Origin of the sequence: Frigoribacterium sp. 9N (assembly GCF_902506305.1) — a bacterium.
In the GTDB taxonomy this organism is placed as follows: domain Bacteria; phylum Actinomycetota; class Actinomycetes; order Actinomycetales; family Microbacteriaceae; genus Frigoribacterium.
Genome location: NZ_LR733392.1, coordinates 966,925 through 993,883 on the forward strand (window position 1 = coordinate 966,925; position 26,959 = coordinate 993,883).

The following is a 26,959-nucleotide window of genomic DNA, read 5'->3' on the forward strand; positions in this document are numbered from 1 at the left end:
GCACCTCAGAACCCGTAGGCCGCTTCACCGTCGCCGCTCTCCTTGCTCACGCGTCGGGCCAGGAAGAGGCCCTCGAGCGCCAACTCGACGGCGCCGGCCCGACCGCCGTCGGTCGTCGCGCCGAGCCGTTCGGCGACGCGGTCGTAGAGGTCGTCCTCGCCGAGCGAGGGCAGACCGGCCAGGAACTCCCGGGCGGTGACCTGCTCACCGGTGGTCACCATGACGCCCGACTCGAGGGCGTCGACGAGCCCGTCGAAGTCGAGCCCGCGGAAGTGGGCACGGACGGTCTCGGCGGTGGACGTCCGCAGCAGGTGCTCGAGGACCTCCTCGGCACGGTCCTCTTCTCCGGACTCGAACTCGATCTTGCCGCCGAGCACGTCGACGGCCGTCTCGAGGTCGATCGGTCGTGCCACGGCCTCGTCCTCGCCCTGTCGGGTCGCGCGGTGCAGGGCGGCGGCCGCGATGGTCTCGGCTCCGGCGATCGCGAAGCGGGCGCTGACGCCGCTGCGCTGGTCCACCGAGGGGGACTCGCGGAGCGCGCGCGTGAAGCGCGCCAGGATCTCGACGAGGTGGTCCGGCACCTCGGCGACGAGGTCGGCCTCCTGACGGACGACCGCGACCTCGTCGGCGAGCTCGGCCGGGTAGTGCGTCCGGATCTCGGCACCGAAGCGGTCCTTGAGGGGCGTGATGATCCTCCCGCGGTTGGTGTAGTCCTCGGGGTTGGCGCTGGCCACGACGAGCACGTCGAGCGGGAGGCGGAGGACGTAACCGCGGATCTGGATGTCGCGCTCCTCCATCACGTTGAGCATCGCCACCTGGATGCGCTCGGCGAGGTCGGGCAACTCGTTGACCGCGACGATGCCGCGGTGGCCCCGGGGGATGAGCCCGAAGTGGATCGTCTCGGGATCGCCGAGGCTGCGTCCCTCGGCCACCCGCATCGGATCGACGTCGCCGATCAGGTCGGCGACGCTCGTGTCGGGCGTCGCCAGCTTCTCGACGTAGCGCTCGTCGCGTCCCCGCCAGGCGACGGGCAGGTCGTCGCCGAGCTCGGCGGCGCGACGGCGGCTCTCGCTCGTGATCGGCTCGAATGGGTGCTCGCCCAGCTCGGACCCCTCGATCACGGGGGACCACTCGTCGAGCAGACCGGCGAGCGTCCTGAGCAGGCGGGTCTTGCCCTGACCCCGCTCTCCCAGCAAGACGATGTCGTGGCCCGCGATCAAGGCCCGTTCCAGCTGCGGGATGACCGTGGACCGGAAGCCGTGGAGTCCTGGCCAGGGATCACGTCCCTCGCGCAGGGCGTCGAGCAGGTTGTCTCGGATCTCGGTGCGGAGGGGCTTGGGGACGTGCCCCGAGCGCCTGAGTTCGCCGACGGTTCTCGCGGAGGGAGGCATCACCCCGGTGACGCTACGCTCCCGGCCCGGACCTGGCGAGGGGCGCCTCCTGCGAGCTTGCCGAGACGTCACGATTCGACGACATCCGTCGCGCGACGGTGGTCGCCTCTCGTCGGAGCCGGTTGACTGGCCGACATGGCTGCCGACGACGACGTCCTCCGGACACCCGACCTCACGACCCCCGTCTCGACGAAGAGATGGCGCGTCATCGGCCCCGGGCTGGTGGTCGCGGCCACCGGCATCGGGGCGGGAGACCTCGTCGCCACCCTCGTCGCGGGCTCCCGCTTCGGCTACGCCCTCGCCTGGACCGTGGTCGTGGGCGTCGTCGTCAAGATCGCCCTCGTCGAGGGTGCCGGGCGCTGGTCGCTGGCCACGGGGCGGTCGATCTTCGAGGGGTGGCGATCGCTCGGGCGCTGGACGAGCGTGTACTTCGGCGTCTACGTCGTCGTCTGGGGCTTCGTCTACGGGGCCGCCGCGATGAGCTCGACCGCGCTGCCGTTGCAGGCGCTCTTCCCGGGGGTCGACCTCAAGGTGTTCGCGATCGGCGCCGGCGTGCTCGGCGGCGTCATGGTGTGGTTCGGCAAGTACTCGTTCTTCGAGAAGGTCATCGCCTTCTTCGTCGGCCTCATGTTCGTCACGGTGGTCGGCTCGGCGATCGTCACCCTGCCGAACCTCGGCGAACTCGCGGCCGGTCTCGTGCCGACCATCCCCGAGAACGGGCTGGTCGTCGCGCTCAGCGTCACCGGCGGGGTCGGTGGCACCATCACGCTCGCCGCCTATGGCTACTGGTTGCGCGAGAAGGGCTGGCACAGTCCGGGCTGGATGAAGGTCATGCGACTCGACAACGGCGTCGCCTACGTCGTGAGCGGCGTCTTCGTCCTCGCGATGCTCGTGGTCGGGGCCGAGCTCCTGTACTCCGGCGGCATCGCGTTGGCCGACGGCGAAGGGGGGCTGGTCCAGCTCGCGGCCGTCCTCGGCGAGCGCTACGGCACCTTCATGACCTGGTTCTTCCTGATCGGGTTCTTCGCGACCTCGTTCTCGTCGATCCTCGGCGTGTGGAACGGCGTGTCCCTCATGTTCGCCGATTTCGTGGGCACCCTTCGCGGTCTCGACGCGGACGACCCCCGACGCCGGATCGGCGGCCTCTACTACCGGGTCTTCGTCGTCTGGCTCACGGTTCCTCCGATGGCGATCCTCTTCCTGGACCGGCCGATCGGCTTGATCGTGCTCTACGGGGTGCTCGGGGCGCTCTTCATGCCGTTCCTCGCGATCACCCTGCTCTGGCTGCTGAACTCGTCACGCACGCCGGCCGAGTGGCGCAGCCGGTGGGTGAGCAACTCGCTCATGGGGATCTGCGCCGTGCTCTTCGTCGTGCTGGGTGCGCAGCAGCTCGCGACCGAGGTCGGCAAGCTGTTCGCCTGACCCGCGCGTCGGCAACTCCTGGTCCCTGCGGCGGTACGTGCCGCCCGCGGGGCGGTCAGGCCGGTCTCGCGCCGGGAGGCAGGAATTGCCGACGTCACGGGTCAGGCGCGCGCGGGCCCGTGGCGGACGGTGGCGCGGGGCGCTCAGTGACCTGCGGCGCGGGCGGCGGCCTCGACGCGGTCGTGGTGTCGTCGCCATCCGTCGGCATCGCGGTCCGGCACGTTCGGGTCGGCGGGGCCGTTGCCGAGGCCGCCGTCGATCAACTCGCGGACGACGTCGGCGTGGCCGGCGTGCCGGGCGGTCTCGACGGTCAGGTGCACGAGGATCTGGTGCAGCGTGACGGCACGGCGGTCGGGTCCCCACCAAGAGACGTCACCGGGCGCGTCGAGCGGCAACGCCCGGACGGTCTCGTCGGCGTGGGCGTTCGACCGCTGCAGGAGGTCGACGACGAAGCCGCGGCTCTCGTCCGGAGTCGCCCACAGGTCGGCCTCGGGTTCGCTCTCGTCGGTCAACCACGGCGTCTCGATGCCGCTCGGTCGCCCGAAGACGTCGCCGAGGTAGCCGAGCTGCACGGTGGCGACGTGCTTGACCAGCCCGAGCAGGTTGGTGCCGCTCGGCACCAGCGGGCGACGGACGTCGTACTCCGACAGTCCGTCGAGCTTGCGCACCAGGTCGTCGCGCGAACGGGTCAGGTACCGGCTGAGGTGTTCCTTCTGGTCCATGCCGACACTCTGCCCCTCAGGGCGTCGACCGTCCACCGGCCGACCACCCCTGGCCGGGCCGCCCGGAGACGGCGGACCTATTGCACCGCCGCCGTGAGGCGCGCGACGTTGTCGAGCACCTGCAGGGGAGCGGGCCTCGTCAGCCAGCTCGCCAGGGTGATCTCGTGCGACTTCGCGCGGTAGTCCGCCTCGACCTCGCGGACCTGGTCGACGAAGCCCGCTCCGCGCACCATGAGCGACACCTCGAAGTTGAGGCTGAACGACCGCATGTCCATGTTGCTCGAGCCGATCACCGCCACGTCGTCGTCCACCGTGAAGTGCTTCGAGTGCAGGACGATCGGCTTCTCGTAGAGGAAGATCCGCACCCCCGCCCGCAGCAGCGTCTCGTAGTACGAGCGCTGCGCGTGGTAGACGAGGAACTGGTCGGCGACCTCGCAGGCGAAGAGTTGCACGTCCACCCCGCGCTCCGCCGCGGTGGTGATGGCGTAGAGCATCGACTCGTCGGGCACGAAGTAGGGGCTCGCGATGATGAGGCGTTCCTGCGCGCCGTAGACCAGGGCGTTGAACAACCGGAGGTTGTTCTCGCCGTCGAACCCGGGTCCGCTCGGCACGACCTGGCACTCGTAGGCGTCGTCGCCCCCGCGTCGTTCGACGGGCGGCTCGGCCCCGGCGTCCGTGGGCAACTCGTCCGTCTCGCTGTACCAGTCGGTGATGAAGAGTGCGTTGAGGCCGATGGCGGCGGGACCGTCGAGACGCACCATGAGGTCCTTCCACTGCAGGCCGCGTCGGATGTTGCCGCGCTTGTTGTAGCTGGGGTCGGTCATGTTCTGCGAGCCGGTGAACGCCACGTCGCCGTCGACGACGACGATCTTGCGGTGGTTGCGCAGGTCAGGTCGGCGCCACATGCCCTTCGTGGGGTGGAACGGCAGCATCTCTTCGAAACGGATGCCGGAATCGCGGAGCCAGGTGCGCGTCACCCGGCCCTGGGGGTTGCGGATCGTGGCCCAGTGGTCGTAGAGCACCCGCACCTTGACGCCACGGTCGTGGGCACGCTTCAGCGCGTCGAAGAAGAGGAAGGTCGACTCGTCGCGCGTGAAGATGTAGAACTCGACGTGCACGTATCGTTCGGCCGCGTCGACGGCCTCGGTCATGGCCGCGATCGATCCGGCGTAGTCCGGCAGCAGCCGCGTCGTGTTGCCCGGGATGAGGGGCATGGCACCGAGCGTGCGGTTCAGCTGGACCACCGTCCCGAACCACGGCGGCTGGGTGTCGGTCGGCACGCGGTTGTCGAGACCCTGCGTGTTCTCGAGAATGAGCGAGTTGATCTCGCGCTGTTTGTCCCGCCGGTCCTTCGGCAGCTTGGTGCTGCCGAGGAGACCGTAGAGGACGCTGCCCGGGATGGGGGCGACGAAGATCGCCAGCAGCCACGCCATGGCCGAACTCGGTCGCCGGTTGCGCGGCACGACCGCCACCGACACGATCCTGATGAGGATGTCGACCACCAGGATCACGGTGGGGAACGCCTTGAGGAGCTTGCGCCAGGTCATCCGCCGATCATCGCAGGTCGACGGGGGACGGGGCCGCCCCGTTCGTTTCGCCGGTTCGACCCCGCCCCGCAGGTCAGCGCCCGCTGCCCGCCCCGCAGGTCAGCGCCCGCTGCCCGCCAGGCTGGCCGACTCGCCCTCGGGTGCGGTCGCGAGGTAGCAGGTGACCTCGCGGTCGCCGGTGGCCCAGGTGTCCTCGGTCGGCGTGAACCAGCCGTAGTCGAGGGCCGAGTCCTCCCAGGCGGACCCGACGTAGTCGTCGAAGACCTCGAAGCACGCGTCGTCGCCGAGCTGCCCGACCTCGTCGTCGCCGGGGAACGCCTCGTCGTCCAGGACCGGTTCGGCGAACACCTCGAAGTGGTGCACCTCGCCGCAGGCGGTCACGTCGACGAACGTCTGGTACTCGTCGTCGATCCCCTCCGTCATGTCGAAGCAGTCCCCGGTGGTGAGCTCGCTCACGAGCTCGGAACCGGTCTCGATCACGCCTCCCTCGCCCCCGTTCGCCTGGTAGAGGGCGAAGCAGATCCCGCCGAAGGCGAGGACGCCCACCGCACCCAGCACGCCGAGGAGCACGCCCCGCCGTCGCCTCGGTGCCGGGGCACCCGCGACGGCACCGGACGCGAACGCCTGCGGTGCGGGCCAGGCCGTGCCCAGACGGGACGCGGGCGGGACCAGGGCGGCCCACCGTCGCACCATGGACGAGGCCGCGTCGAGCACCACGGACGTCTCCTCGCCCACCCCGACGCCGAGGGGGTCCCGGCGCCGCTGCTCGAGGGGCGTGGGCCCCGAGGCGTCGATGCGCAGGGGCACCGCGAACCAGTGCGATCCGTCGTGCCCCAGGTCGACGAACTCGGTGGCGCCGAGCCGGACGCGCAGCATCTCGGGGTGGCCGGCTCCCGGGACCCCGACGGCGCCGGCGGGGTAGTCGCTCGGCAGGACGCGCATCTCGAGCGGTCCGAACCGCTGCACGAGTCCTTCGGCCACGACGGACACGGGGGTCGCGTCCGAGGCCCCCTCGGTCGTCGTCCGGTCGTCTGGTCGGTCCACGAGTTCCCCCTGCTGCTGCGCGAGCCGCGCCCCGTGGCGGCCGTCGAGGGATGTTACCGGCACGCGGCCCGGCCACAGCAGCCCCCGTCGGCGGGCCAGGGGACGGGCGTGCCACGGGGCGTGAGCCGGGGGCGCGGCCGCACCGCGCCTCCTATGCTCGGGGGATGTCGTCCGGTCAGCCGAGTCCGTCCCGCGTCGACGTCGACCTGGTCGTGGTCGGCGGCGGCGCCATGGGCCTCGCGACGGCCTGGCAGGCCGCGTCGCGCGGACACGAGGTCGTGCTCGTCGAGCGCTTCGAGCAGGGGCACCACCGGGGTGCCTCCCACGGCGCGACCCGGAACCTCAACGTCGCCTACGACGACGCCGACTACGTCGCCCTCGTGCAGGAGGCGCGGCGGCGGTGGGACGCGCTGGCCGACGAGACCGGCACCCCGCTGCTCGACCTCGTCGGGGTGGTCAACCACGGTCGCCCGGCGATGCTCCGTCGGATGCGGGCCCTGCACGTCGACGCAGGCGTCCCCAGCGAGCTGGTCGACGCCGCCGAGGCGGGGGAGCGGTGGCGGGGCATCCGCTTCGAGACCGAGGTGCTGCACGTGCCGGGCAGCGGACGCATCCGGGCCGCCGAGGCCCTGACGGTCCTCGCCCGGGCGGCCGAGGCCCACGGGGCGCGACTGCGCTGGTCGACGCCGGTCACGGGCCTGCACGTCGAGGGGCCGGAGCGCGTCCGGGTCGTCACGGCCGACGACGAGATCGTCGCCCGGCGGGTCGTGGTGACGGCGGGCGCCTGGACCGAGGACGTCGTCGGGGGCCTCGTCCGCCTCCCTCGCCTCACCGTGACCCAGGAGCAACCGGCGCACTTCGCCGTGACCGACGCCGAGGCCGTGTGGCCGAGCGTCAACCACCGTCCCGACCCCGACCGGCCCGCCGAGTCGTGGTGGCCGGGCGTCGTCTACGGCATGCTGACCCCGGGCGAGGGCGTGAAGGCGGGCTGGCACGGAGCCGGACCCGTCGTGCACCCCGACCGCCGGTCCTTCGAACCCGATCCCGTGCAGCTCGAGCAACTGCGGCGGTACGCCCGTGAGTGGTTGCCCGGCGTCGACGCCGAGACCGCCGACCCGATCAGCTGCACGTACACGACCACCGACGACGAGGACTTCGTGCTCGACCGGGTCGGCCCCGTCGTGGTGGGGGCGGGGTTCTCCGGGCACGGCTTCAAGTTCACGCCTCTCGTGGGGTCGATCCTCGTCGACCTCGTCGAGGGCGGCGACGCCCCCGCGCGGTTCCGGCGGCTGGGCCGGCCGTGAGCCCCCGGAGCGCGACGACCAGGGGCACCGTGGCGGGCCTGCCCTTCGTGCGCCGGGGGAGCGGCGTCCCGACGATCCTGCTGCCCGGGGTCGGCCCGGGTCGCCACCACCCCTCGACCTGGGACCGGACCCTGCTGCGGCTCGAGACGGCGCCGCTCGTCCGGCGGCTCGACCTGTGGACGCTCGGTCGACGCCGCGGGTTGCCCGAGGGCACGACGGTGGAGGACCTCGCCGACGACGTGGCCCGGGCCGCGGCCGAGATCGCGGACGGCCCGATCGACGTGGTCGGCACCTCGACGGGCGGCAGCATCGCGCTCCGACTGGCCGTCGACCACCCCGAGCTCGTCCGTCGACTGGTCCTCGTGTCCTCCGCCCACCGGCTGGGGGAGGCCGGGCGCGAGGCCCAGCGGCGCACGGCCGAGCGCCTCCGGGCCGGTGACGCGAGAGGTGCCTCGGCCGCGATGCTCGGTCAGACGACCACCGGCGTCCCGTCCTCGAACGCCCTGCGGCGCCTCGGACGGGTGGCACACCACTTCGTCGTCGGCGACCGACACGACGACCTGGTCGTGACGCTGGACGCCGAGGACTCGTTCGACGTGGGCGACCGCCTGGGCGAGGTCACGGCCCCGACGCTCGTCGTGGCCGGTGGCGCCGACGGTTTCTACCCCCTCGACCTGGTGGCGCGGACCGTCGCCGGCCTGCCGGACGCGACGCTCGCCGTGCACCCCCGGTCGGGCCACCTCGGCCTGGGCTCGCGAGGAGTGTCCCGCGAGGTGCTCGCCCACCTGACCCGCGCCTCCTGACGCCCGGGGCGTCGCGGACGCCCCGGGGTCGCCCGGGGGTCGGCCAGGGGACCCCGGACGACGAATGTGCCGGTCGGACCGGCGAGTCCGCCCGTCGCGGGGCCGTTCGTCACCTACCATCCGAGCATGGCCGACAACGTGCAGACCGCGAGCGTCGGGGGCATCGCACCCCTCGACGACGACGTCACGTTCCACCGGCGCCGTGTGACGTTCGTCGCACCCCTCGACGACACCGTCCCCGAGCCCTCCGCTCGCCCGGACCAGCAGGAGCACCACCCCGTGAACCAGACCCTCGCCCCCGAGACCTCCGAGGCCGCCGAGGCCCCCGTCGACCGGCTCGACGACACGACCGAGGACCGTCAGGCCGAGACGCGTCAGGCCGAGACGCGCCACACCGAGGCCCGCCCCGTCGATGCCGCCACTCCCGTGGCGCCCCGTCCCGTCTCGATCCCCTCGCACCGCGCCGACGTCGTCCTCGACGACGTCGTGCCCACGGACGCCTTCGAGGCCCGTCCGGCGAGCGTGGCCCGCCACTCGGTCGACACCTCGGCGATCACCCTGCCGGTGCTCGCCGTGTCGGTGCCCGACGACCTGCCCCAGCCCCCGGAGCGCATGACGCTCGACGACGAGGTGCTCGCGCGCCTGGTCGAGAAGCGCCTCGAGGACACCGCGACCATCGACCTGATGGCCGTCGTCCAGGCCCAGCTGGCCCTGCGCGAGGTCGAGGCCGCGCGCTTCGCGTCCTGGGAGGACGAGATCACCCGCGTCGGCACGGACGAGGCGGCTCGCGCCCTCGAGGCCACGCGCCTCCGGTTCACCGGGGTCCTGCCCGTCGTGACGCCCGGGGCGATCCGTCAGGCCAGGCCTGTCGTCGAGGCGGGCCACGCGCCGGACGCCGACCGCGACGCGCGCCCGGCCGCCGCCACCCCGACCTCGGCTCCCGTCGTCGTCCCGTCGACCGGCCCCCGTCCCCTCGCGCTCGACGCCGCCGACTCCGCCGACGCCCCGGACGCCCGGGCGGCAGCCGATCAGGAGGCGCTGGTCGCGCCGACCCGGTCGGCCTCCGACGTGCAGACGGTCGCCTCCGCCCCCGTCCCGCCCCTGCTGCGTCGTCCCCTCGCGCTCGTGGTCGCCGCCACGGCCGCGCTGATCGTCGTCGCGGCCGTCGTGCTGGCCTTCGTCCCCGCCCTGGCCGTGGCCTCGGCCGTCCTCGCCACCGTCGCCGTCCCCGTCGCGACCGGCCTCGTCGGCCTGACCGCGCTCGCCTCGGTCTCGACCCGCCCCGACGACGCCACCCGCGTCGCCCGCCGCGGTCCGGTGGGCGTCGTCGCCGGCGTCGTGGTCGGCACCGTCGTCGGCTTCGGTCTGCTCCTGAGCGACCTCGGTTCGTTCGCCTGGCAGGGATTCGTCGTCCGGGCCGTGGGCCTCACCGGCCTGTCGACGTCCGTCTCGGTGGTCGTCGCCCTGCTCGGCGCCTCGGTCGTCGCGTTCATCGTCGCGGTCATGATCACGGGGTTCCGCTCGACGGCTCGCGACTAGGCTGTCGGGGTGTCCACACTCGCCTCGGTCAACTCCGTCATCGAACGTCTCTGGCCTCTCGCGGGCGCGTCGTCGTGGGATTCTCCGGGTCTCGTCGTCGGTGACCCCGACCGGCCCGTGACCCACGTGCACCTGGCCGTCGACGCCGTGCTCGACACCGTCGACGAAGCCGTCGGCATGGGGGCCGACCTGTTGCTGGTCCACCATCCGCTGCTGTTCCACGGCGTCTCGACGGTGTCGGAGGACACCACCAAGGGTGCGGTCGTCGCACGGCTCGTCCGTGCCGGGTGCGGCCTCGTCGCCGCCCACACCAACGCCGACGTCGTCGAGACCGGCACGTCCCGCGTGCTCGCGCACCAGCTCGGCATCGTCGACCAGCGCCCGATCACCCCGGGCGCCACCGACGACACGGGACTCGGCATCGTCGGGCGCCTGCCGCACGCCATGACGCTCGTGGCCCTCGCCCGCCAGCTCGGCGACGTGCTGCCCCCGACCGCGTCCGGCATCCGTGTGGCAGGTGACGCCGACCGCGTCGTCGAGACCGTCGCCCTCTGCGCCGGTGCCGGCGACTCGCTGCTGGCCGACCCGGCGGTGCTCGCCGCCGACGTGTACGTCACCAGCGACCTGCGCCACCACCCCGCCTCCGACGCGCGCGAACTCATGAGGCTCGGCCGCGGCCCCGCCCTGGTCGACGTGTCGCACTGGGCGGCCGAGTGGCTCTGGCTCGACACGGCGGCCGCGCAGCTCCGCCGCGAGCTGCACGACGTCGAGGTCACCCTCAGCGACCTGCGCACGGACCCGTGGGACTTCGCCGTCGTGCAGTGAGCACGCCGAGCCGCCCGTCGCGACGTCGCCGGGTCGTGAGCCGCGAGACCTCGCGGCCCGCGCCTCCTCGTCGCCCCGTCCCTGCCTCCCCCCGACCCCGAGAAGCGCCCCCCGACCCCGAGAAGAGTCCCCATGCCCCTGATGAAAGCCAGCTACGAGCACCAGGCCCTGCTGCTCGACCTGCAGCAACTCGACACCGCACTCCGCCAGATCGCGCACAAGGGGGCGAACCTCCCCGAGATCGCCGTCCTCGCGTCGCTCGAGGGCGACGGCTCTCGCCTCCGCAGCCGCCTCGCGACCGAGCAGGGCGCCTGGGAGGACGCGCAGAGCGAGCTCAAGCGCATCGAGTCCGACGTCGCCGTCGTCGAGGCGCGCGTCGTCCGTGACGAACAGCGCATCGCGTCGTCGTCGTCCTCGAAGGACGTGGCCGCCCTCGAGGGTGAGCTCGCCGCCCTCGCCAAGCGTCGCTCCGACCTGGAGGACCTCCAGCTCGAGGTGATGGAACGCGTCGAGAGCCTGGGTGCCGTCGCGGCGGTGACGCGGGGCGAGCTCGACCAGCTCGACACCCGCCGCGTCGACGCCGAGACCGGGCGCGACGCGAAGCTCGCCGAGCTCGAGGCCGAGCGGGCCGAGGTCGTCGCCAACCGCGAGACCATCGCCGCCACGGTGCCCGCCGATCTGCTGGCCCTCTACGAGCGTCAGCGGGACCGCTACGGCGTGGGTGCCTCGTTGTTGCGTGGTGGCGTGTCGAGCGCGAGTGGCGTGGCCCTGACGGGCAGCGACCTCGCGGCCGTGCGTGCCGCCGCCGAGGACGACGTCGTGCTCTGCCCCGACAGCAACGCGGTCCTCGTCCGCACCTACGAATCAGGCCTCTGACCAGGGGCGGGGCCCCCGCACGAGCCGTGGCACACGGAGGGGCGTCGCACCGCTAGGCTCGGGGTCGCGAATGGGTCGACAAGACGGTCGCGTCGGCGGGCGAGAGCCCGTCGCCGAGGAACGTCCGGGCTCCACAGAGCAGGGCGGTGGGTAACACCCACCCGGGGCAACCCGCGAGAAAGTGCAACAGAGAGCAGACCGCCACGTGTCGCACCTCCGGGTGCGACACGGGGTAAGGGTGAAACGGCGGTGTAAGAGACCACCAGCGGCTCGGGTGACCGGCCGGCTATGTAAACCTCGCCCGGAGCAAGGTCAAAGAGGGGACGACGAGGCTGCTCGCCGAGTCCCCGGGTAGACCGCTAGAGAGCTGCGGCAACGTAGTTCCGAGAGAGATGGCCGTCCATGGTGCCTCGGCACCGGGACAGAACCCGGCGTAGCAGTCGGCCCATTCGCCTCACGCGAGACGACCCCGGCCCAGGAGGCGCGCCTCCTCGGCCGGGGTCGTCTCGCGTCGGTCGCGCCTCGCCTCAGAACGCCGGGTTCGAGTCGGCGGCCAGGGCGGCGGCACCCATGATGCCGGCGTTGTTGCGGAGTTTCGCCGGGACGATCTCGGCCCGCAGGTCGAGCAGCGGCAAGAACTCGTCGTGGTGCTTCGAGACGCCGCCGCCGACGATGATCAGGCGCGGGTAGAGCAGGGCCTCGAGGTGCGAGTAGTACTTCTGCAGGCGCTTCGCCCAGTGCTTCCAACTGAGGTCGTCGCGCTCCTTCGCCGCGAACGAGGCCTTGGTCTCGTAGTCCTTGCCACCGATCTCGAGGTGCCCGAGCTCGGCGTTGACGATGAGCACGCCGTCGTTGATCAGGGCGGTGCCGATGCCCGTGCCGAGCGTCGTCATGACGACGAGGCCCTTCACGTCCTTCGCGGCCCCGAAACGGGTCTCGGCGTAGCCTGCGGCGTCGGCGTCGTTGACGAAGTGGATGTCGCGGCCGAGTGTGGTCTCGAAGAGCTTCTCGGCCTCGAAGCCGATCCACTTCTTCGACACGTTGGCGGCCGAGAGGGTCTTGCCGTCCATGATGGCGGCCGGGAAACAGACGCCGACCGGCACCGAGGCGTCGTCGAGGCCGAGTTCGTCGACGATCTGCCGGACGACCGCGACGATGGCGTCGGGTTCGCCGCCCTCGGGAGTGCTCTTCTTGATGCGGTCCGAGAGGAGCTCGCCGCTGTCGAGGTCGACGATCGCCCCCTTGATGCCTGTGCCGCCGATGTCGATTCCCACTGCGGTGCGTGCCATGGGTGGTCCTTTCTCAGGAGAGCGTGAGGATGTCGGCACCGCGTTCGGTGACGACCAGGGTGTGCTCAAACTGGGCCGTGAGGCTCTTGTCGCGGGTGGTGACGGTCCAGTCGTCGTCCCAGACGTCGGCCTCGATGCCACCGAGGGTCAACATGGGCTCGATGGTGAACACCATCCCGACCTCGATGACGTCGTCGTACTGCGGCGCGTCGTAGTGGGGGATGATCAGGCCGGAGTGGAAGGCGCGTCCGACGCCGTGGCCGGTGTAGTCGCGCACGACGCCCAGGCCGAAGCGCTTGGCGTACGACTCGATCGCCCGACCGATCACGTTCACCTGACGCCCCGGAGCGACGGCCTTGATGCCGCGCCTCAGCGCCTCACGGGTGCGGTCGACCAGGTCGACGGTCTCGGGGGCGGCCTCGCCGACGACGAAGGTGCGGTTCAGGTCGCCGTGGACGCCGTTCTTGAACGCCGTGATGTCGACGTTGATCAGGTCGCCGTCGACCAGGACGGTGTCGTCGGGGATGCCGTGGCAGATGACCTCGTTCACCGAGGTGCAGACCGACTTGGGGTACCCGCGGTACCCCAGGGTCGACGGGTAGGCGTCGTGGGCGACGACGAACTCGTGGGCGATGCGGTCGAGTTCTTCGGTCGTCACGCCGGGGCGGAGGGCGGCCTCGACGGCGTCGATGGCCTGCGAGGCGATGCGGCCGCTCTCGCGGATCAGCTCGACGGTCTCGGCGTCGTAGACGTCGCCGTCGGTGTACTCGGCCGGAGCGGCCTTGCCGACGTACTCGGGTCGGGCGATCGACGGGGGGACCGGACGCTGCGCTGAGATCCGGCCCGGGGTCAAGAATCCGTGGGAGTCCCGGGGCATACGATCAAGCTTAGGGGGAGCGCGACGGGCTCGCGTTCTCGACAGCCGCACCGAGAGGACGACACCATGGCCGAGTTCTGGTTCAACACGAAGACGCACGAGGTCGAGGAGGGCAAGGTCTCTCCGGCCGTCGACCGCGCCGGGCCCTACGCCACCCGCGACGAGGCGGCCCGGGCGATCGAGACGATCAAGGCCCGCAACGCCGCCCTCGACGCCGAAGAGGCCGCGAACGACTGACCGGTCCGGTCGTCCGGTCGGCGCGTCGCCGTCGGGACGACCGGTCGCCGACGGGCCGATCGGGCGTCAGACCGTCGTCGGCCGGTAGGTGATCGGCAGACGGCGGTCCCGGCCGAAGGCCATGCCCGAGATCTTCGGGCCGATCGCCCCCTGGCGGCGCTTCCACTCGGAGCGGTCGACCAGCTTCGTGATCTCGGCCACCGTGTCCGCGTCGTAGCCGAGCGCCACGACGTCGGCCGCCCCGAGCGCGTTCGTGATGTACCCCTCGAGGATGCCGTCGAGCACCTCGTAGGGCGGCAACGAGTCCTCGTCCTTCTGGTCCGGCCGCAGCTCGGCCGACGGCGGCTTCGTGATCGAGTTCTCGGGGATGGGCGCGGTCTCGCCGATCGACTCGGCGTGGGCGTTGCGCCACCGGGCGAGCTCCCAGACCATCGTCTTGGGGACGTCCTTGATCGGGGCGAACCCACCGACCGAGTCGCCGTAGATCGTCGAGTAGCCGACGGCGAGCTCGGTCTTGTTGCCCGTGGTCAGCACGAGGTGGCCGTGCAGGTTTGACAACCCCATCAGCACGAGCGCCCGGGCGCGGGCCTGGACGTTCTCGGCGGCGAGGCCGGTGAGGTGCAACTGGTCCTCGAACGGTGCGACGAGGCCGGCGATCGGTTCGGTCGAGTACCGCACGCCGATCCGCTCGGCGACGTCGTCGGCGTCGCTGCGGCTGTGCTCGCTCGACCACTGGCTGGGCATCGAGACGCCGTACACGGCGTCGGCCCCGATGGCGTCGGCGGCGATCGCCGCGCACACGGCCGAGTCGATGCCGCCCGAGAGTCCGAGGATCACGCTGCGGAACCCGTTCTTCCGCACGTAGTCGCGAGTGCCCAGCACCAGGGCGTTCCAGAGCTGCTGGCGGTCGTCGGGCAGGTCGGCGACGTCGCGCTCGACCGGGGACGAGGAGGCGCGCCCGGCGTGCGGCCCGGAGCCACCGGCACCGACGACGGTCGCGTCGGAAGCCGGGTCGAGCTCGACGCGGCGGATGCCCTCGGGCAGCTCGGTGTCCGTGGCCGGCTCGGGGTCGAGGTCGACGACGAGCAGGTGCTCGTCGAACTGCGGGGCCCGGGCCAGGATCGTGCCGCTGCCGTCGACGACCACGCTGTCGCCGTCGAAGACGAGGTCGTCCTGACCGCCGACGATGTTGACGTAGGCCACCAGGGTGTCGTTCTCGACGGCCCGGCGGGTGACGAGGGGGAGGCGCACCTCGTCCTTGTCGCGGACGAACGGGCTCGCGTTGATCACGACGAGCAGGCCCGCGTCGGCGTGCAGCACGCGCTCGACGGGGCCGCCGTCGCGCCAGAGGTCCTCGCAGATCACGAGGGCGACGTCGACGCCCGCCACGCGGACGACGAGCAACTCGTCGCCGGGGATGAACACGCGGTACTCGTCGAAGACCGAGTAGTTCGGCAGGTGGTACTTGGCGGTGGTCGTCACGACGCGACCGCCCTGCAGGACGCTGGCGCAGTTCTTCGCGATGGCGGTCGGGGCGTTGCTCGTGCCCAGGAGGCGCGGCTCGAAGGGCCCGTCGGCGTGGCCGACCACCACGGGGAGGTCGCCCAGGCCCTCGGCCTCGAGGGTCTCGGCCAGCACCTCGACGGCGTGCCGACTGGCCTGGAGGAAGCTCGGCCGGCTGGCCAGGTCCTCGATCGGGTACCCCGTGACGCTCATCTCGCCCGCGGCGAGGAGGTCGGCGCCGGCGGCGTGCGCCCGGCGGGCCGCCTCGACGATCTGGGCGGAGTTGCCGGCGAGGTCGCCGACGACGGGGTTGGTCTGCGCGAGCGCCAAGCGGAGTCGGGGCATGTCCACTACCGTAGTGGCGGAGCAGAAAGGCCGTGGCATGGACAAACAGAGGGACTTCGTCCTCCGCACGATCGAAGAGCGCGGCATCAAGTTCATCCGCCTCTGGTTCACCGACGTGATCGGCACCCTCAAGTCCGTCGCCATCGCCCCGGCCGAGGTCGAGGGGGCGTTCGCCGAGGGCATCGGCTTCGACGGTTCGGCCATCGAGGGCCTGACGCGCTCGTACGAGGCCGACGTCCTCGCGCAGCCCGACCCGACGACCTTCCAGATCCTGCCCTGGCGGGGCGAGATCGATCCGACCGCCCGCATGTTCTGCGACATCACGACGCCCGACGGCCAGCCCGCCGTGGCGGATCCGCGCAACGTCCTGAAGCGCACCCTGGCTCGGGCCGGCGAGCGCGGCTTCACCTTCTACACGCACCCCGAGGTCGAGTTCTACCTGCTCAAGAGCGCGCAGCTCGGCGCCGACGGCCCCCAGCCGGTCGACTCGGCCGGCTACTTCGACAACGTCCCCGGCGGGACCGCCCACGACTTCCGTCGCCGCTCCGTCCGCATGCTCGAAGACCTCGGCATCTCGGTCGAGTTCAGCCACCACGAGGCGGGGCCCGGTCAGAACGAGATCGACCTGCGCTACGCCGACGCGCTGACGACGGCCGACAACATCATGACCTTCCGGACGGTCATCAAAGAGGTCGCCATCGAACAGGGCGTCTTCGCCTCGTTCATGCCGAAGCCGTTCAGCCAGCACCCCGGTTCGGGCATGCACACGCACATGTCGCTCTTCGAGGGCGACTCCAACGCCTTCTACGAGGCGGGCGCCGAGTACCAGCTGTCGACCATCGGTCGTCAGTTCATCGCGGGCCTGCTCAAGCACGCCCCCGAGATCACGGCCGTGACGAACCAGTTCGTCAACAGCTACAAGCGCCTCTGGGGCGGCGACGAGGCGCCGAGCTTCGTGACCTGGGGCCACAACAACCGCTCGGCGCTCGTGCGCGTCCCGCTCTACAAGCCGAACAAGGGCAACTCGAGCCGGGTCGAGTACCGTGCCATCGACTCCGCGGCGAACCCGTACCTGGCCTTCTCGCTGATGCTGGCGGCGGGGCTCAAGGGCATCGAAGAGGGCTACGAGCTGCCCGCCGAGGCCGAGGACAACGTCTGGGGCCTGAGCGACGCCGAGCGTCGTGCCCTGGGTTACCGTCAGCTGCCCGCCAGCCTCGACCACGCCCTGTCGATCATGGAGAACAGCGAGCTCGTCGCCGAGACGTTGGGCGAGCAGGTCTTCAACTACGTGCTCCTCAACAAGCGACAAGAGTGGAAAGAGTACCGGGCACAGGTCACGCCGTTCGAGCTGCGCTCGAACCTCGAGATCCTCTAGTCGACCGGCCACCCCGCCCTCATGCCCCGATCCGCGACCGGTCTCTCCGAGCTGGCGCGGCTCGGGTTCTCCGACCTCGGTGCCGGGCGTGACCGGCTCGACCGCCTCGTCGCCGAGGTGCCCCAGGTGCGCGACCTGGTCCCGTGGTTCGCCACGGTGGCCGACCCGGACGCGGCCCTGGCGCACCTCGAGCGATCGGTCGAGCGGGATCGTGCCGGCGTGGTCGAGTTGCTCGACGGCGAGGCCGGCCCGCGCCTCCTGAGGGTCCTCGGTGCCTCCGAGGGCCTTGCCGAGTTCGTCGCGCGTCGCCCGGCCGAGGCGGGCGTCCTGCTCGAACCGCTGGACGAACCACCGCCGGCCGCGACGTACCGTGACGACGTCCGTCGGGCGGCGACCGGGCTGACCGGCGACGAGGCGCGCGTCGCGCTCCGGGTCCGGTACCGGCGTCACCTGCTCCAGCTGGCGTCCTTCGACCTCGAGGCCGACGACCCCGTCGAGGTCCTGCCCCGCGTGGCCGCCGCCCTCGCCGACCTCGCGGGCGCCGCCCTCGACGCCGCCGTCGACGTGGCCCGACGCGAGGTCCCGTTCCCCGCCGCCGACGTCGAGCGCACCCGGCTCGCCGTCATCGGCATGGGCAAGGCCGGGGCCCGCGAGCTGAACTACCTCAGCGACGTCGACGTGGTCTACGTCGCCGAGGGCGTCGACGGGCTCGAGAACGGTCGGGCCGTCGAGATCGGCAGCCGTCTGGCGATGCACGCGGCTCGGGCGATCTCGGACCTCGCCGTCGAACCCGACCTCTGGGAGGTCGACGCGAACCTGCGGCCGGAGGGCAAGGACGGCGCCCTCGTCCGCACGCTCGAGTCGCACGTCGCTTACTACGAGCGCTGGGCCAAGGGGTGGGAGTTCCAGGCCCTGTTGAAGGCGCGGCCCCTCGCGGGCGACGTCGACCTCGGCGAGCGCTACGTCGCGGCCGTCGCGCCGTTCGTCTGGTCGGCCGCCTCACGCGAGAACTTCGTCGAGTCGGTCCAGGCCATGCGCGAACGGGTCACGGCCCTGATCCCGGCGGGCGAGGTCGACCAGCAGCTCAAACTCGGTCCCGGCGGACTGCGCGACATCGAGTTCACCATCCAGCTGCTGCAGCTCGTCCACGGGCAGGCCGACGAACGCGTGCACCAGCGCTCGACGCTCGACGCGTTGGGCGCCCTGGCCGCGCGGGGCTACGTCGGACGAGCCGAGGCCGCGGAGTTCGACCGCGACTACCGCGTGCTGCGCCTGCTGGAGCACCGCATCCAGCTGACGCGACTGCGGCGCACGCACCTCATGCCGACGGACGAGAACGCCCTCCGGGTCCTCGCCCGCGGCACCGGTCTCGCGCCGGGTGCCGCCCAACTCGTCGACCTGTGGCAAGGGGTGAAGCGTCGGGTCCGTACGTTGCACGTGCGGCTGTTCTACCGCCCGCTCCTGTCGGCCGTCGCGGCGCGACCCGAAGAAGACCTGGCGCTCAGCTCCGACCAGGCGTCGGCGCGGCTCGCGGCCATCGGATTCGCCGACCCGAAGGGCGCGCTCGGTCACATCGCCGCCCTGACGGCCGGCGTCTCCCGCCGGGCGAGCATCCAGCGCCACCTGCTGCCGGCCATGCTGCAGTGGTTCGCCGACGGCACCGACCCCGACCTCGGTCTGCTCGCGTTCCGGCGATTGAGCGACGGCCTCGGCGAGTCGTACTGGTTCCTCCGCATGCTGCGGGACTCGTCGGGGGCCGCCCACCGACTGACGACCGTCCTGTCGTCGTCGACCTTCGCCGCCGACCTGCTGGAGCGCATCCCCGAGGCCGCGGCGTGGCTCGAGAACGACGCGGAGCTCAAGGCCCGCTCCCTCTCGAGCCTCCTCGACGAGACGGCCGCCACCCTGGCGCGGCACCGTTCGCCCGACGCGGCGGCGACGGTCCTGCGGCAGGCGCGGCGCCGCGAGATCCTGCGGCTCGCCGTGGGCGGCATCCTGGGCATCCTCGACATCGGCACCCTGGCCCGGGGCCTGACCGCGGTGACGACGGCCTCGGTGACCGGGGCGTTGGCCCTCGCCCGCCGGGACGCCGGCGACCTCGAGTTCGCCGTGATCGCCATGGGCCGGTACGGGGGAGAAGAACTCGGGTTCGGCTCCGACGCCGACGTGCTCTACGTCTACCGCGCTCCCGAGGGCGACGAGACGGCCCATCGGCGTGCCCTCACGGTGGCCGCCGAGATGAGCCGACTCACGTCCGACGCCCTCGTGCCGTTCGACCTCGACACCGGCCTGCGCCCCGAGGGGAAGAACGGGCCGGTGGTCCGATCGCTGTCCTCGTACCGGGCCTACTACGCTCGCTGGTCGCTCACCTGGGAGGCCCAGTCGTTGTTGCGCGCCCGGCCCGTGGCCGGTGACGAGACGCTCCTCGACGACTTCATGGCCGTCGCCGACGCGGTGCGGTACCCCGCCGAGCTGACCGAGCAGCAGATCCGCGAGGTCAAGCGCATCAAGGCCAGGGTCGAGTCCGAGCGTCTGCCCAAGGGCGCCGAGCCCTCGCGTCACCTCAAGCTCGGTCGGGGCTCGCTGAGCGACGTCGAGTGGTTCGTCCAACTGCTCCAGCTGCAGCACGGGGTGGACGTGCCCGGCCTCCGGACCCCGTCGACGCTCGACGCCCTCGCCGCGGCGGTGGACGCCGGCCTGGTGGCCGACGAGGACGCCCGGCGGCTGCACGACGCCTGGATCATGGCCTCCCGGGCGCGCTCGGCGGTCACCCTCTGGACCTCCCGGACGCAGGACGTCCTGCCACGGGACCGTCGGCAGCTGGAAGGCGTGGCGCGCCTGATGGAGTACCCGCCGGGCTCCGCCACGACCCTCGAAGAGGACTACCTCGCGGCCACCCGTCGGTCACGCGCCGTCTTCGAGCGCGAGTTCTACGGCATCGACGAGGCACCCGAGCCGCTCGGCTGACCCGTCCGGGACGTGCGACACGCCCGGGCTGCGCCGGAGGCGGTCGATCCGCTCGGGTCGACGTCGGGCCATTTCGCTGTACCCCGTTTGGCGGTGTTGTACCCCTGTGCACGTGTCCATCGGATTTCGGGCAGATGACCCACGGGTGGGGGGTGGTCGTCGACGGCGGCGTCGAGGCCCATCGCTGCCCATTGGGCAACGCCCGTGCCGGGCGCTGATTCCGGGCTCGTGACCAGGCTTTTCGTTCGGCGTCGGATCACGGCTGCCCGTCCCACCTGCGGACCGATCGAACGGTTCCGTTCGGACGTCGAGCCCTCACTGACGTGTCAGCACTTCTGTCGACAGCACCTTGCCCGACCCGACGTACCCCGACCGGCGCGCCCGGCCACCCGCGGTCGGGGGGTGGTTGTGAGCCGCCCGTGAGTGACTGAGAATTCCCTCAACCCGATAGACCAATTCCCCAGCGTTGCGGAAGCCGATCCCTTCTCACACCTCAGGTGGCCATCGTGTTGACCTTCATCCTGCAGATCCGATCCATGGCGGGCGGATACCCCGAGATCTACCTCTTCGCCGCCTACAGCGCCCTCATCTGGGTGCTCTGGATCATCAAGGTCCTGCTCTCCCGCCGCTACCGCCCCTTCACGGGCGAGTTCCGCGGCACGACCAGCGTCGTCGTCCCCGTCGTGGACGAACCGCTCGACCTCTTCCGGGACGTCATCGGCCGCATGGTCGAACAGGGTCCCGGCGAGATCATCGTCGTCATCAACGGCAAGCCCAACCCCGAGCTCGCCGCCGTCTGCGAGGAGTTCGGGCCGCTCGTCCGGTGGGTGCACACGCCGATCCCGGGCAAGCGCAACGCCGTCATGATCGGCACCGAGCTCAGCCGGGGAGACATCACCGTCCTGGTCGACTCCGACACGGTCTGGACGCCGGGCACCCTCTCCGAGCTGCTCCGTCCGTTCGCCCAGGAGAACGTCGGGGGAGTCACCACCCGCCAGCGCATCCTCGAGCCCGAGCGCAGCTGGATCACGCGGTGGGCCGACTGGCTCGAGAACTCCCGTGCCCTCTACTCGATGCCGGCGCAGAGCGTGCTGGGGCAGATCGGCTGCCTGCCGGGCCGCACCATCGCCTTCCGCCGCGAGATCCTCGTCCGGGTCATGGACAGGTTCATGACGGAGAAGTTCATGGGCGTGTTCCTCGAGGTCAGTGACGACCGCACCCTGACGAACCTCACGCTCAAGGAGGGCTACCGCACCGTCTACCAGCACACCAGCCTCGTCTACACGGACGCCCCGCTCCAGGTCAAGAAGCTCTACAAGCAGCAGCTGCGCTGGGCTCGCGGGAGCCAGTACAACACCCTCCGCATGATGCCGTGGATGGTCGGGCACGCCCCGCTCCTCGCGTTCTTCTTCGCCATGGACATCGTGCTGCCCTTCATGCTCATGGGCGTCATCGGCGGCTGGATCTACCGGGGGATCACCGGCCAGGGCGTGAACCTGTACCGCGGCATCCTCGAGGAGTACGGCGTGCAGACCGGTCTCATCAGCATCGTCGTCCTCATGGTGGTCTCGTCCGTGCTCAGCATGTCGATCCGTCAGATGCGCCACCTGGCCGAGAAGCCCTCGGACTTCTTCCGCCTCCCGGTGTTCATCATCGTGTCGACGTTCTTCCTCATGCCCATCCGGGTCATCGGGTTCTTCCGCATGGGTCACGCCAGCGGTTGGGGCACCCGGGCCGGGGCCTACGCAGGAGGCGCGGCCAACGACGAGATGCAGGGTGCGCTCGACGAGGTGGCCGAGGAGGCCCCCATCGACGCCCTCGAACGGCAGTTCCGCGACGGCGTCGACCCGGGGGTCGACACGCTCTTCGACTTCGGCTCGACTGCCGACGAGACGGACGAACAGGGTGCGGTCCTCGTCCGGAGCCGCAAGGCGGCCCTGGCCGCCGAGGCCGACGGCGCGACCACGCCGGCACCGGTGGCCGCCGTGGCCACCGCCACCGCGCCTCCTCGTCGTCGCCTCAACCCCAAAGCCGGGTTCCCGTACCTGATCGGCGCCGCCATCATCGCCCTGGAGGTCTTCTTCATTGTCTGACTCGACGCAGGACTTCGTCACCCCCGTCCACATGCATTCCGGCGCCTGGTGGGCCACCTCGCACGGCAACGCCCGGCGCACGGCGCTCGGCGCCACCGCCGTGGTGGTGTTGCTCGCGATGATCTCGTGGCTCATCTGGGTCTCGCCGTCCGACAACATCGTCCGCAGTGCCGTCACCGAGGTCACGGGCGTCGACCCGTCCATCAACGTCTCGTCGCTCAAGGCGGACCGGTCCGCTTTGCTCGACCAGTTGGTCTCCGCGAAGAAGCAGCTCGCCGAGAGCAAGGCCGCCCTGGCCGACGTGCAGCAGCAGGCCTGGACGTCCGAGGGACAGCTGACCGCGGCGCAGGCGAAGCTCGCCTCCGCCGAGTCGGCACTGGCCCAGGCACAGTCCGCCGCGGACTCGGGGGGCACCGGTACCGGGTCGGGCGCCGCAGGCACCGCCGGCGGGCGGGGGACCGGCGCGTCGACCGGCTCCGGGTCGGGTGGCACGGGGTCGAACGGATCGACCGGAGGCGGTGCCACGGGCCCCGTCACGGTCGAGACGCCGTCCCTCGCCTCGATCATCGACCCCGACTCGCGGTACTTCGGGCTCTTCACGGACCAGGCACCGTTCAACTGGGCGACCTACGACGCGCAGGAGGCGGCGGTCGGTTCCGAGGCCAACATGGTCGGCTACTTCCAGGGCTTCGACCAGGAGTTCCGTGCCGACGCCGTCCGCTCGTCCTGGTCGCGGGGCAAGCTGCCCGTCCTGACGTGGGAGTCGCAGCCGATCAAGGCCGGCAACAACGAGCCCGAACAGCCCGACTACAGCCTGACGAAGATCATCGACGGCAGCTTCGACTCGTACCTGACCACCTACGCCGACGACATCGTGGCCAACGGCATGCCGCTGGCCCTGCGGTTCGACCACGAGATGAACGGCACCTGGTATCCCTGGAGCACCGACTACGGCAACAGCAAGGGCGCCGTCAACGGCAACGGACCCGGGGACTACGTCAAGGCCTGGCAGCACGTCCACGACCTCTTCGAGCGGCAGGGTGCGAACGACCTGGTCGCCTGGATCTGGGCGCCCACGCGGGTCGACCGTCTGGCCACGGGCAAGACGGGCGGGAGCAACCACACCACGGAGGACTTCCTGGCGACCCTCTACCCGGGCCCCGAGTACGTCGACATCGTGGGCATGTCGGGCTACTACCGCCCGCCGTACGACGACAAGTCCCAGCCGACCTTCGACAGCACCTTCGGCGCCACCCTGAAGCAGCTCCGGGCCATCGCACCGGGCAAGAACATCCTGCTCGCCGAGATCGGCGCCAGCGAGACGGGCGGCTCGTCGGATCCGACGGCCACGAGCGAGAAGGCGCAGTGGTTCAACTCGCTGTTCGCCGCGCTGGCCGATCCGGCGAACGCGGACATCATCGGCTTCTCGTACTTCGACCTCGTCGCCACCACGGTCGTGGACGGGGTGCGGTCGACCAACGACTGGCGCCTCACGTCCCGGTCCGACAGCCTCGCCGCCTTCACCGCGGGGATCACCCGACGCGACGTCGGTTACGACCTGCAGCCGTCGCCGTGACGACAGCCACCACCTTCCCCTTCTCCCGCCTCTTCCCCATCCCCAGGAGCGCATCATGAAGAAAGACGCCACCACCCCCGAGTCCGCCGTCGCCGCGACGGGGGCCGACGCCACCTCGGTGAAGCCCCGAATCAGCGTCATCGGCACCGGCTACCTCGGCGCCACGCACGCGGCGGCCATGGCCGAGATGGGCTTCGACGTCATCGGGGTCGACACCGACCCCGCCAAGGTCGCCGCCCTGGCCGAGGGGCGCGTGCCGTTCTTCGAGCCCGGCCTGCCCGAACTCATCCTCGAGCACGTGGGTACCGGTCGACTCTCCTTCACCACCGACCTCGCCGAGGCCGTGGCCCTGTCGGACGTGCACTTCATCTGCGTCGGCACGCCGCAGCGCCGGGGGAGTCACGCCGCGAACCTCTCGTACGTCGAGGAGGCGACCCGCAACGTCGCCGCCGCCCTGAGCCACGACGGCCTCATCGTCGGCAAGTCGACCGTCCCGGTCGGTACGGCGGCACACCTGCGCGAGATCGTGGCGGGCGTCGTCCCCGCCGGTGTCTCGGCCGACCTCGTCTGGAACCCCGAGTTCCTCCGCGAGGGCCATGCCGTCGAGGACACGCTGCGTCCCGACCGCATCGTCTTCGGCGGCACCGACGTCCGCACCGAGGCCCTGATGCGTGAGGTCTACGCCCTGCCGATCGCCACGGGCACGCCCGTCATCTCGTGCGACCTGCCGACCGCCGAACTCGTCAAGGTCAGCGCCAACGCGTTCCTCGCGACGAAGATCTCGTTCATCAACGCCATCAGCGAGTTGTGCGAGGCGGCCGGTGCCAACGTCTCGACTCTCGCCGACGCGCTGGGCTTCGACGACCGCATCGGACGCAAGTTCCTGAACGCGGGGCTCGGCTTCGGCGGCGGGTGCCTGCCGAAGGACATCCGTGCCCTGATGTTCCGGGCCAACGAGCTGTCCGCCCACCGCGTCGTCGGGCTCATGCAACAGGTCGACGAGATCAACATGGCCCAGCGCCAGCGGGTCATCGACCAGGCGATCGACGCCTGCGGCGGCTCCGTGCTCAACCGGCGCATCGCGGTGCTCGGGGCGGCCTTCAAGCCGCACACCGACGACGTGCGCGACTCGCCGGCCCTCAACGTCGCGGCGGCCCTGCACCTCCGGGGCGCCCAGGTGCTCGTCGTCGACCCCGAGGCCACGCAGACGGCCCAGCGGAGCTTCCCGACGCTGTCGTTCGCGGACTCGGCCGCCGAGGCCGTGACGGACGCCGACGCGGTGCTGCTTCTCACCGAGTGGCCCGAGTTCGTCGGGGCGGACGCGGCCGGGCTCGCCGAGCTCGCCGCCAACCCCGTGGTGATCGACGCGCGCAACGTGCTCGACGCCGAGGTCTGGTCGGCCGCCGGCTGGGAGGTCCGTCCGCTGGGCGGCCGTCGCACGCCGGCCCAGCGTCGCGTGCTGACGCCGACCGCCGTACCCGCCTGACCGGATCGTCGGGCACGGGCTGACGGGCCGCCTCCCTCGGGAGGCGGCCCGTCCTGCGTGCGCCCCCGCGCCTCCTGGTCCGGGGTGACCCAGAGGAGGCGCGGGTCGTCACCCCGAGGCCCGCTGGGGCAGCGACGCGAGAGGCCCGCACCCCCTCGGGGATGCGGGCCTCTCGTGGTGCGACGGCGTCAGACGCCGAAGTACAGCTCGAACTCGAAGGGGTGAGGACGCTGCGCCATGGGCAGGATCTCCTTCTCGCGCTTGTAGGCGATCCAGGTCTCGATGAGGTCCTCGGTGAACACGTTGCCCTTGGTCAGGAACTCGTGGTCGGCCTCGAGCGCGTCGAGCGCACCCTCGAGCGACGCGGGCACCTGCGGGATGTTCTTCGCCTCCTCGGGCGGCAGCTCGTAGAGGTCCTTGTCGACCGGCTCGTGCGGCTCGATGCGGTTCTGGATGCCGTCGAGGCCGGCCATCAGCTGCGCGGCGAACGCCAGGTACGGGTTCGAGGCGGCGTCGGGGACGCGGAACTCGATGCGCTTGGCCTTCGGGTTCGTGCCGGTGATCGGGATGCGGATGGCCGCCGAACGGTTGCCGGCCGAGTACACCAGGTTCACGGGGGCCTCGAAGCCCGGGATCAGACGGTGGTACGAGTTGATCGACGGGTTCGTGAAGGCGAGGACGGCGGGAGCGTGCTTGAGCAGGCCACCGATGTACCAGCGGGCGAGGTCGGACAGGCCGCCGTAGCCGTTCTCGTCGTAGAACAGCGGCTTGCCGTCGTTCCAGAGCGACTGGTGGGTGTGCATGCCCGAGCCGTTGTCGCCGAAGAGGGGCTTCGGCATGAAGGTCGCGACCTTGCCCCACTGCTCGGCGGTGTTCTTGACGATGTACTTGAACTTGAGGATGTCGTCCGCGGCGTGGACCATCGTGTCGAACTTGTAGTTGATCTCCTGCTGGCCGCCGGTGCCCACCTCGTGGTGCGCACGCTCGAGCTCCAGACCCGAGTCGATCAGCTTGAGGCTGATGTCGTCGCGCAGGTCGGCCGTCTTGTCGACGGGGCTGACGGGGAAGTAGCCGCCCTTGTACGCCGTCTTGTTGGCGAGGTTGCCGCCCTCTTCGACGCGGCCGGTGTTCCAGGCGCCCTCTTCGGAGTCGACGCTGTAGAAGCTGGCGTTCTGCTTCACTTCGTAGCGGACGTCGTCGAAGATGTAGAACTCCGCCTCGGGGGCGAAGAACGCGGTGTCGGCGATGCCGGTCGACGCGAGGTACTTCTCGGCCTTCTTGGCGACCTGGCGCGGGTCACGGCTGTACAGCTCGCCGTTGCGCGGGTTGAAGATGTCGAAGACGAGGACGAGCGTGCGCTCGGCGCGGAACGGGTCGACGTACCCGGTCGTGACGTCGGGGATGAGCTGCATGTCCGACTCGTGGATCGAGGCGAAGCCCCGGATGGAGGACCCGTCGAAGAGCTGTCCGACGGAGAAGAACTCCTCGTCGACCGTGGAGGCGGGGATGTTGAAGTGCTGCTGGACACCGGGAAGATCGGTGAAGCGGATGTCAAGGAACTTGACGTCGGTGTCCTTAATGAACTTCAGCACCTCGGAAGAATCAGTGAACATCTAGATGTCTCTCCAATGGGCTTGGAACGGATCGGATGCGGGACGCAGCCTCCGTCGAGGCTACGGAGGGGCCGTTTCGCTGCGGTGTCCCTGATGTTTCGGGCATGTTACGGCTCGGCCCCTCG

Annotated in this window: 20 protein-coding genes and 1 other RNA gene; 13 read left to right on the plus strand and 8 right to left on the minus strand. The window is 71.1% G+C overall.

Translation table 11 applies throughout. The features are described from left to right. Positions 1–5: 5 nt before the first annotated feature. Positions 6–1,391: a hypothetical protein gene (locus tag ARTHRO9V_RS07605; protein ID WP_056045542.1), complete on the minus strand. Its 1,386-nt coding sequence runs from the start codon at positions 1,389–1,391 to the stop codon at positions 6–8. Between the two features lie 135 nt (positions 1,392–1,526). Here ARTHRO9V_RS07605 and ARTHRO9V_RS07610 point away from each other — a divergent pair, with 135 nt between their 5' ends. Beyond that, positions 1,527–2,813 carry an Nramp family divalent metal transporter gene (locus ARTHRO9V_RS07610; protein WP_123570152.1) on the plus strand — a complete coding sequence of 429 codons (1,287 nt, stop codon included), beginning with the start codon at positions 1,527–1,529 and terminating at the stop codon, positions 2,811–2,813. 143 nt (positions 2,814–2,956) lie between these two features. Here ARTHRO9V_RS07610 and ARTHRO9V_RS07615 read toward each other — a convergent pair whose 3' ends face one another. The 3 genes from ARTHRO9V_RS07615 to ARTHRO9V_RS07625 all read right to left on the minus strand — a co-directional run bounded on the left by ARTHRO9V_RS07615 (position 2,957) and on the right by ARTHRO9V_RS07625 (position 6,126). Continuing rightward, positions 2,957–3,535 carry a DinB family protein gene (locus tag ARTHRO9V_RS07615; RefSeq protein WP_159826479.1) on the minus strand — a complete coding sequence of 193 codons (579 nt, stop codon included), beginning with the start codon at positions 3,533–3,535 and terminating at the stop codon, positions 2,957–2,959. A 77-nt stretch (positions 3,536–3,612) separates the two neighbouring features. Beyond that, complete coding sequence (cls, locus tag ARTHRO9V_RS07620; RefSeq protein WP_056045533.1) at positions 3,613–5,082, minus strand: cardiolipin synthase; 1,470 nt, start codon at positions 5,080–5,082, stop codon at positions 3,613–3,615. A 99-nt stretch (positions 5,083–5,181) separates the two neighbouring features. Further along, positions 5,182–6,126, minus strand: a complete 945-nt coding sequence (locus ARTHRO9V_RS07625; protein ID WP_159826481.1) for a septum formation family protein — start codon at positions 6,124–6,126, stop codon at positions 5,182–5,184. A 164-nt stretch (positions 6,127–6,290) separates the two neighbouring features. Here ARTHRO9V_RS07625 and ARTHRO9V_RS07630 point away from each other — a divergent pair, with 164 nt between their 5' ends. The 6 genes from ARTHRO9V_RS07630 (at position 6,291) to rnpB (ending at position 11,925) form a co-directional block, all read left to right on the plus strand. After that, positions 6,291–7,430 carry an FAD-dependent oxidoreductase gene (locus tag ARTHRO9V_RS07630; protein ID WP_159826483.1) on the plus strand — a complete coding sequence of 380 codons (1,140 nt, stop codon included), beginning with the start codon at positions 6,291–6,293 and terminating at the stop codon, positions 7,428–7,430. A gap of 29 nt (positions 7,431–7,459) precedes the next feature. Continuing rightward, positions 7,460–8,233 carry an alpha/beta fold hydrolase gene (locus ARTHRO9V_RS07635; RefSeq protein ID WP_159826485.1) on the plus strand — a complete coding sequence of 258 codons (774 nt, stop codon included), beginning with the start codon at positions 7,460–7,462 and terminating at the stop codon, positions 8,231–8,233. 126 nt (positions 8,234–8,359) lie between these two features. Beyond that, entirely contained in the window at positions 8,360–9,772 is a 1,413-nt protein-coding gene (locus ARTHRO9V_RS07640) for a hypothetical protein (RefSeq protein ID WP_159826487.1), read from the plus strand. 9 nt (positions 9,773–9,781) lie between these two features. Then, a complete protein-coding gene (locus ARTHRO9V_RS07645) occupies positions 9,782–10,597 on the plus strand; it encodes a Nif3-like dinuclear metal center hexameric protein (RefSeq protein WP_159826497.1) in 816 nt (271 codons plus the stop codon). Positions 10,598–10,729: 132 nt separating this feature from the next. After that, entirely contained in the window at positions 10,730–11,473 is a 744-nt protein-coding gene (locus ARTHRO9V_RS07650; protein ID WP_236556964.1) for a zinc ribbon domain-containing protein, read from the plus strand. Between the two features lie 71 nt (positions 11,474–11,544). Next, an RNA gene (gene rnpB / locus ARTHRO9V_RS07655) (RNase P RNA component class A) lies at positions 11,545–11,925 on the plus strand. A 75-nt stretch (positions 11,926–12,000) separates the two neighbouring features. Here rnpB and ppgK read toward each other — a convergent pair. Next, positions 12,001–12,762, minus strand: a complete 762-nt coding sequence (gene ppgK, locus ARTHRO9V_RS07660; protein WP_056045514.1) for a polyphosphate--glucose phosphotransferase — start codon at positions 12,760–12,762, stop codon at positions 12,001–12,003. 13 nt (positions 12,763–12,775) lie between these two features. Further along, positions 12,776–13,639 (minus strand): type I methionyl aminopeptidase, encoded by an 864-nt coding sequence (gene map, locus ARTHRO9V_RS07665; protein ID WP_056045510.1) that lies wholly within the window; start codon positions 13,637–13,639, stop codon positions 12,776–12,778. 66 nt (positions 13,640–13,705) lie between these two features. Here map and ARTHRO9V_RS07670 point away from each other — a divergent pair, with 66 nt between their 5' ends. Then, positions 13,706–13,876 (plus strand): SPOR domain-containing protein, encoded by a 171-nt coding sequence (locus tag ARTHRO9V_RS07670; RefSeq protein ID WP_123570143.1) that lies wholly within the window; start codon positions 13,706–13,708, stop codon positions 13,874–13,876. A 66-nt stretch (positions 13,877–13,942) separates the two neighbouring features. Here ARTHRO9V_RS07670 and ARTHRO9V_RS07675 read toward each other — a convergent pair whose 3' ends face one another. Next, complete coding sequence (locus tag ARTHRO9V_RS07675; protein ID WP_159826499.1) at positions 13,943–15,724, minus strand: NAD+ synthase; 1,782 nt, start codon at positions 15,722–15,724, stop codon at positions 13,943–13,945. A gap of 37 nt (positions 15,725–15,761) precedes the next feature. On the opposite strand from ARTHRO9V_RS07675, the gene ARTHRO9V_RS07680 reads away from it, so the two are divergent. The 5 genes from ARTHRO9V_RS07680 to ARTHRO9V_RS07700 all read left to right on the plus strand — a co-directional run bounded on the left by ARTHRO9V_RS07680 (position 15,762) and on the right by ARTHRO9V_RS07700 (position 25,221). Continuing rightward, positions 15,762–17,099: a glutamine synthetase family protein gene (locus ARTHRO9V_RS07680; RefSeq protein ID WP_043592660.1), complete on the plus strand. Its 1,338-nt coding sequence runs from the start codon at positions 15,762–15,764 to the stop codon at positions 17,097–17,099. Positions 17,100–17,120: 21 nt separating this feature from the next. Then, positions 17,121–20,066 carry a bifunctional [glutamine synthetase] adenylyltransferase/[glutamine synthetase]-adenylyl-L-tyrosine phosphorylase gene (locus ARTHRO9V_RS07685; protein WP_159826501.1) on the plus strand — a complete coding sequence of 982 codons (2,946 nt, stop codon included), beginning with the start codon at positions 17,121–17,123 and terminating at the stop codon, positions 20,064–20,066. Positions 20,067–20,572: 506 nt separating this feature from the next. Next, complete coding sequence (locus ARTHRO9V_RS07690) at positions 20,573–22,159, plus strand: glycosyltransferase family 2 protein (RefSeq protein WP_159826503.1); 1,587 nt, start codon at positions 20,573–20,575, stop codon at positions 22,157–22,159. After that, entirely contained in the window at positions 22,152–23,735 is a 1,584-nt protein-coding gene (locus ARTHRO9V_RS07695; protein WP_159826505.1) for a glycoside hydrolase family 26 protein, read from the plus strand. Before ARTHRO9V_RS07690 ends, ARTHRO9V_RS07695 begins: the two co-directional genes overlap by 8 nt. A 55-nt stretch (positions 23,736–23,790) precedes the next feature. Further along, a complete protein-coding gene (locus ARTHRO9V_RS07700) occupies positions 23,791–25,221 on the plus strand; it encodes a UDP-glucose/GDP-mannose dehydrogenase family protein (protein ID WP_159826509.1) in 1,431 nt (476 codons plus the stop codon). A gap of 188 nt (positions 25,222–25,409) precedes the next feature. Here ARTHRO9V_RS07700 and glnA read toward each other — a convergent pair whose 3' ends face one another. Then, positions 25,410–26,834, minus strand: coding sequence for a type I glutamate--ammonia ligase (gene glnA / locus ARTHRO9V_RS07705; RefSeq protein WP_043592663.1), 1,425 nt, complete (start codon positions 26,832–26,834; stop codon positions 25,410–25,412). Positions 26,835–26,959 lie beyond the last annotated feature (125 nt).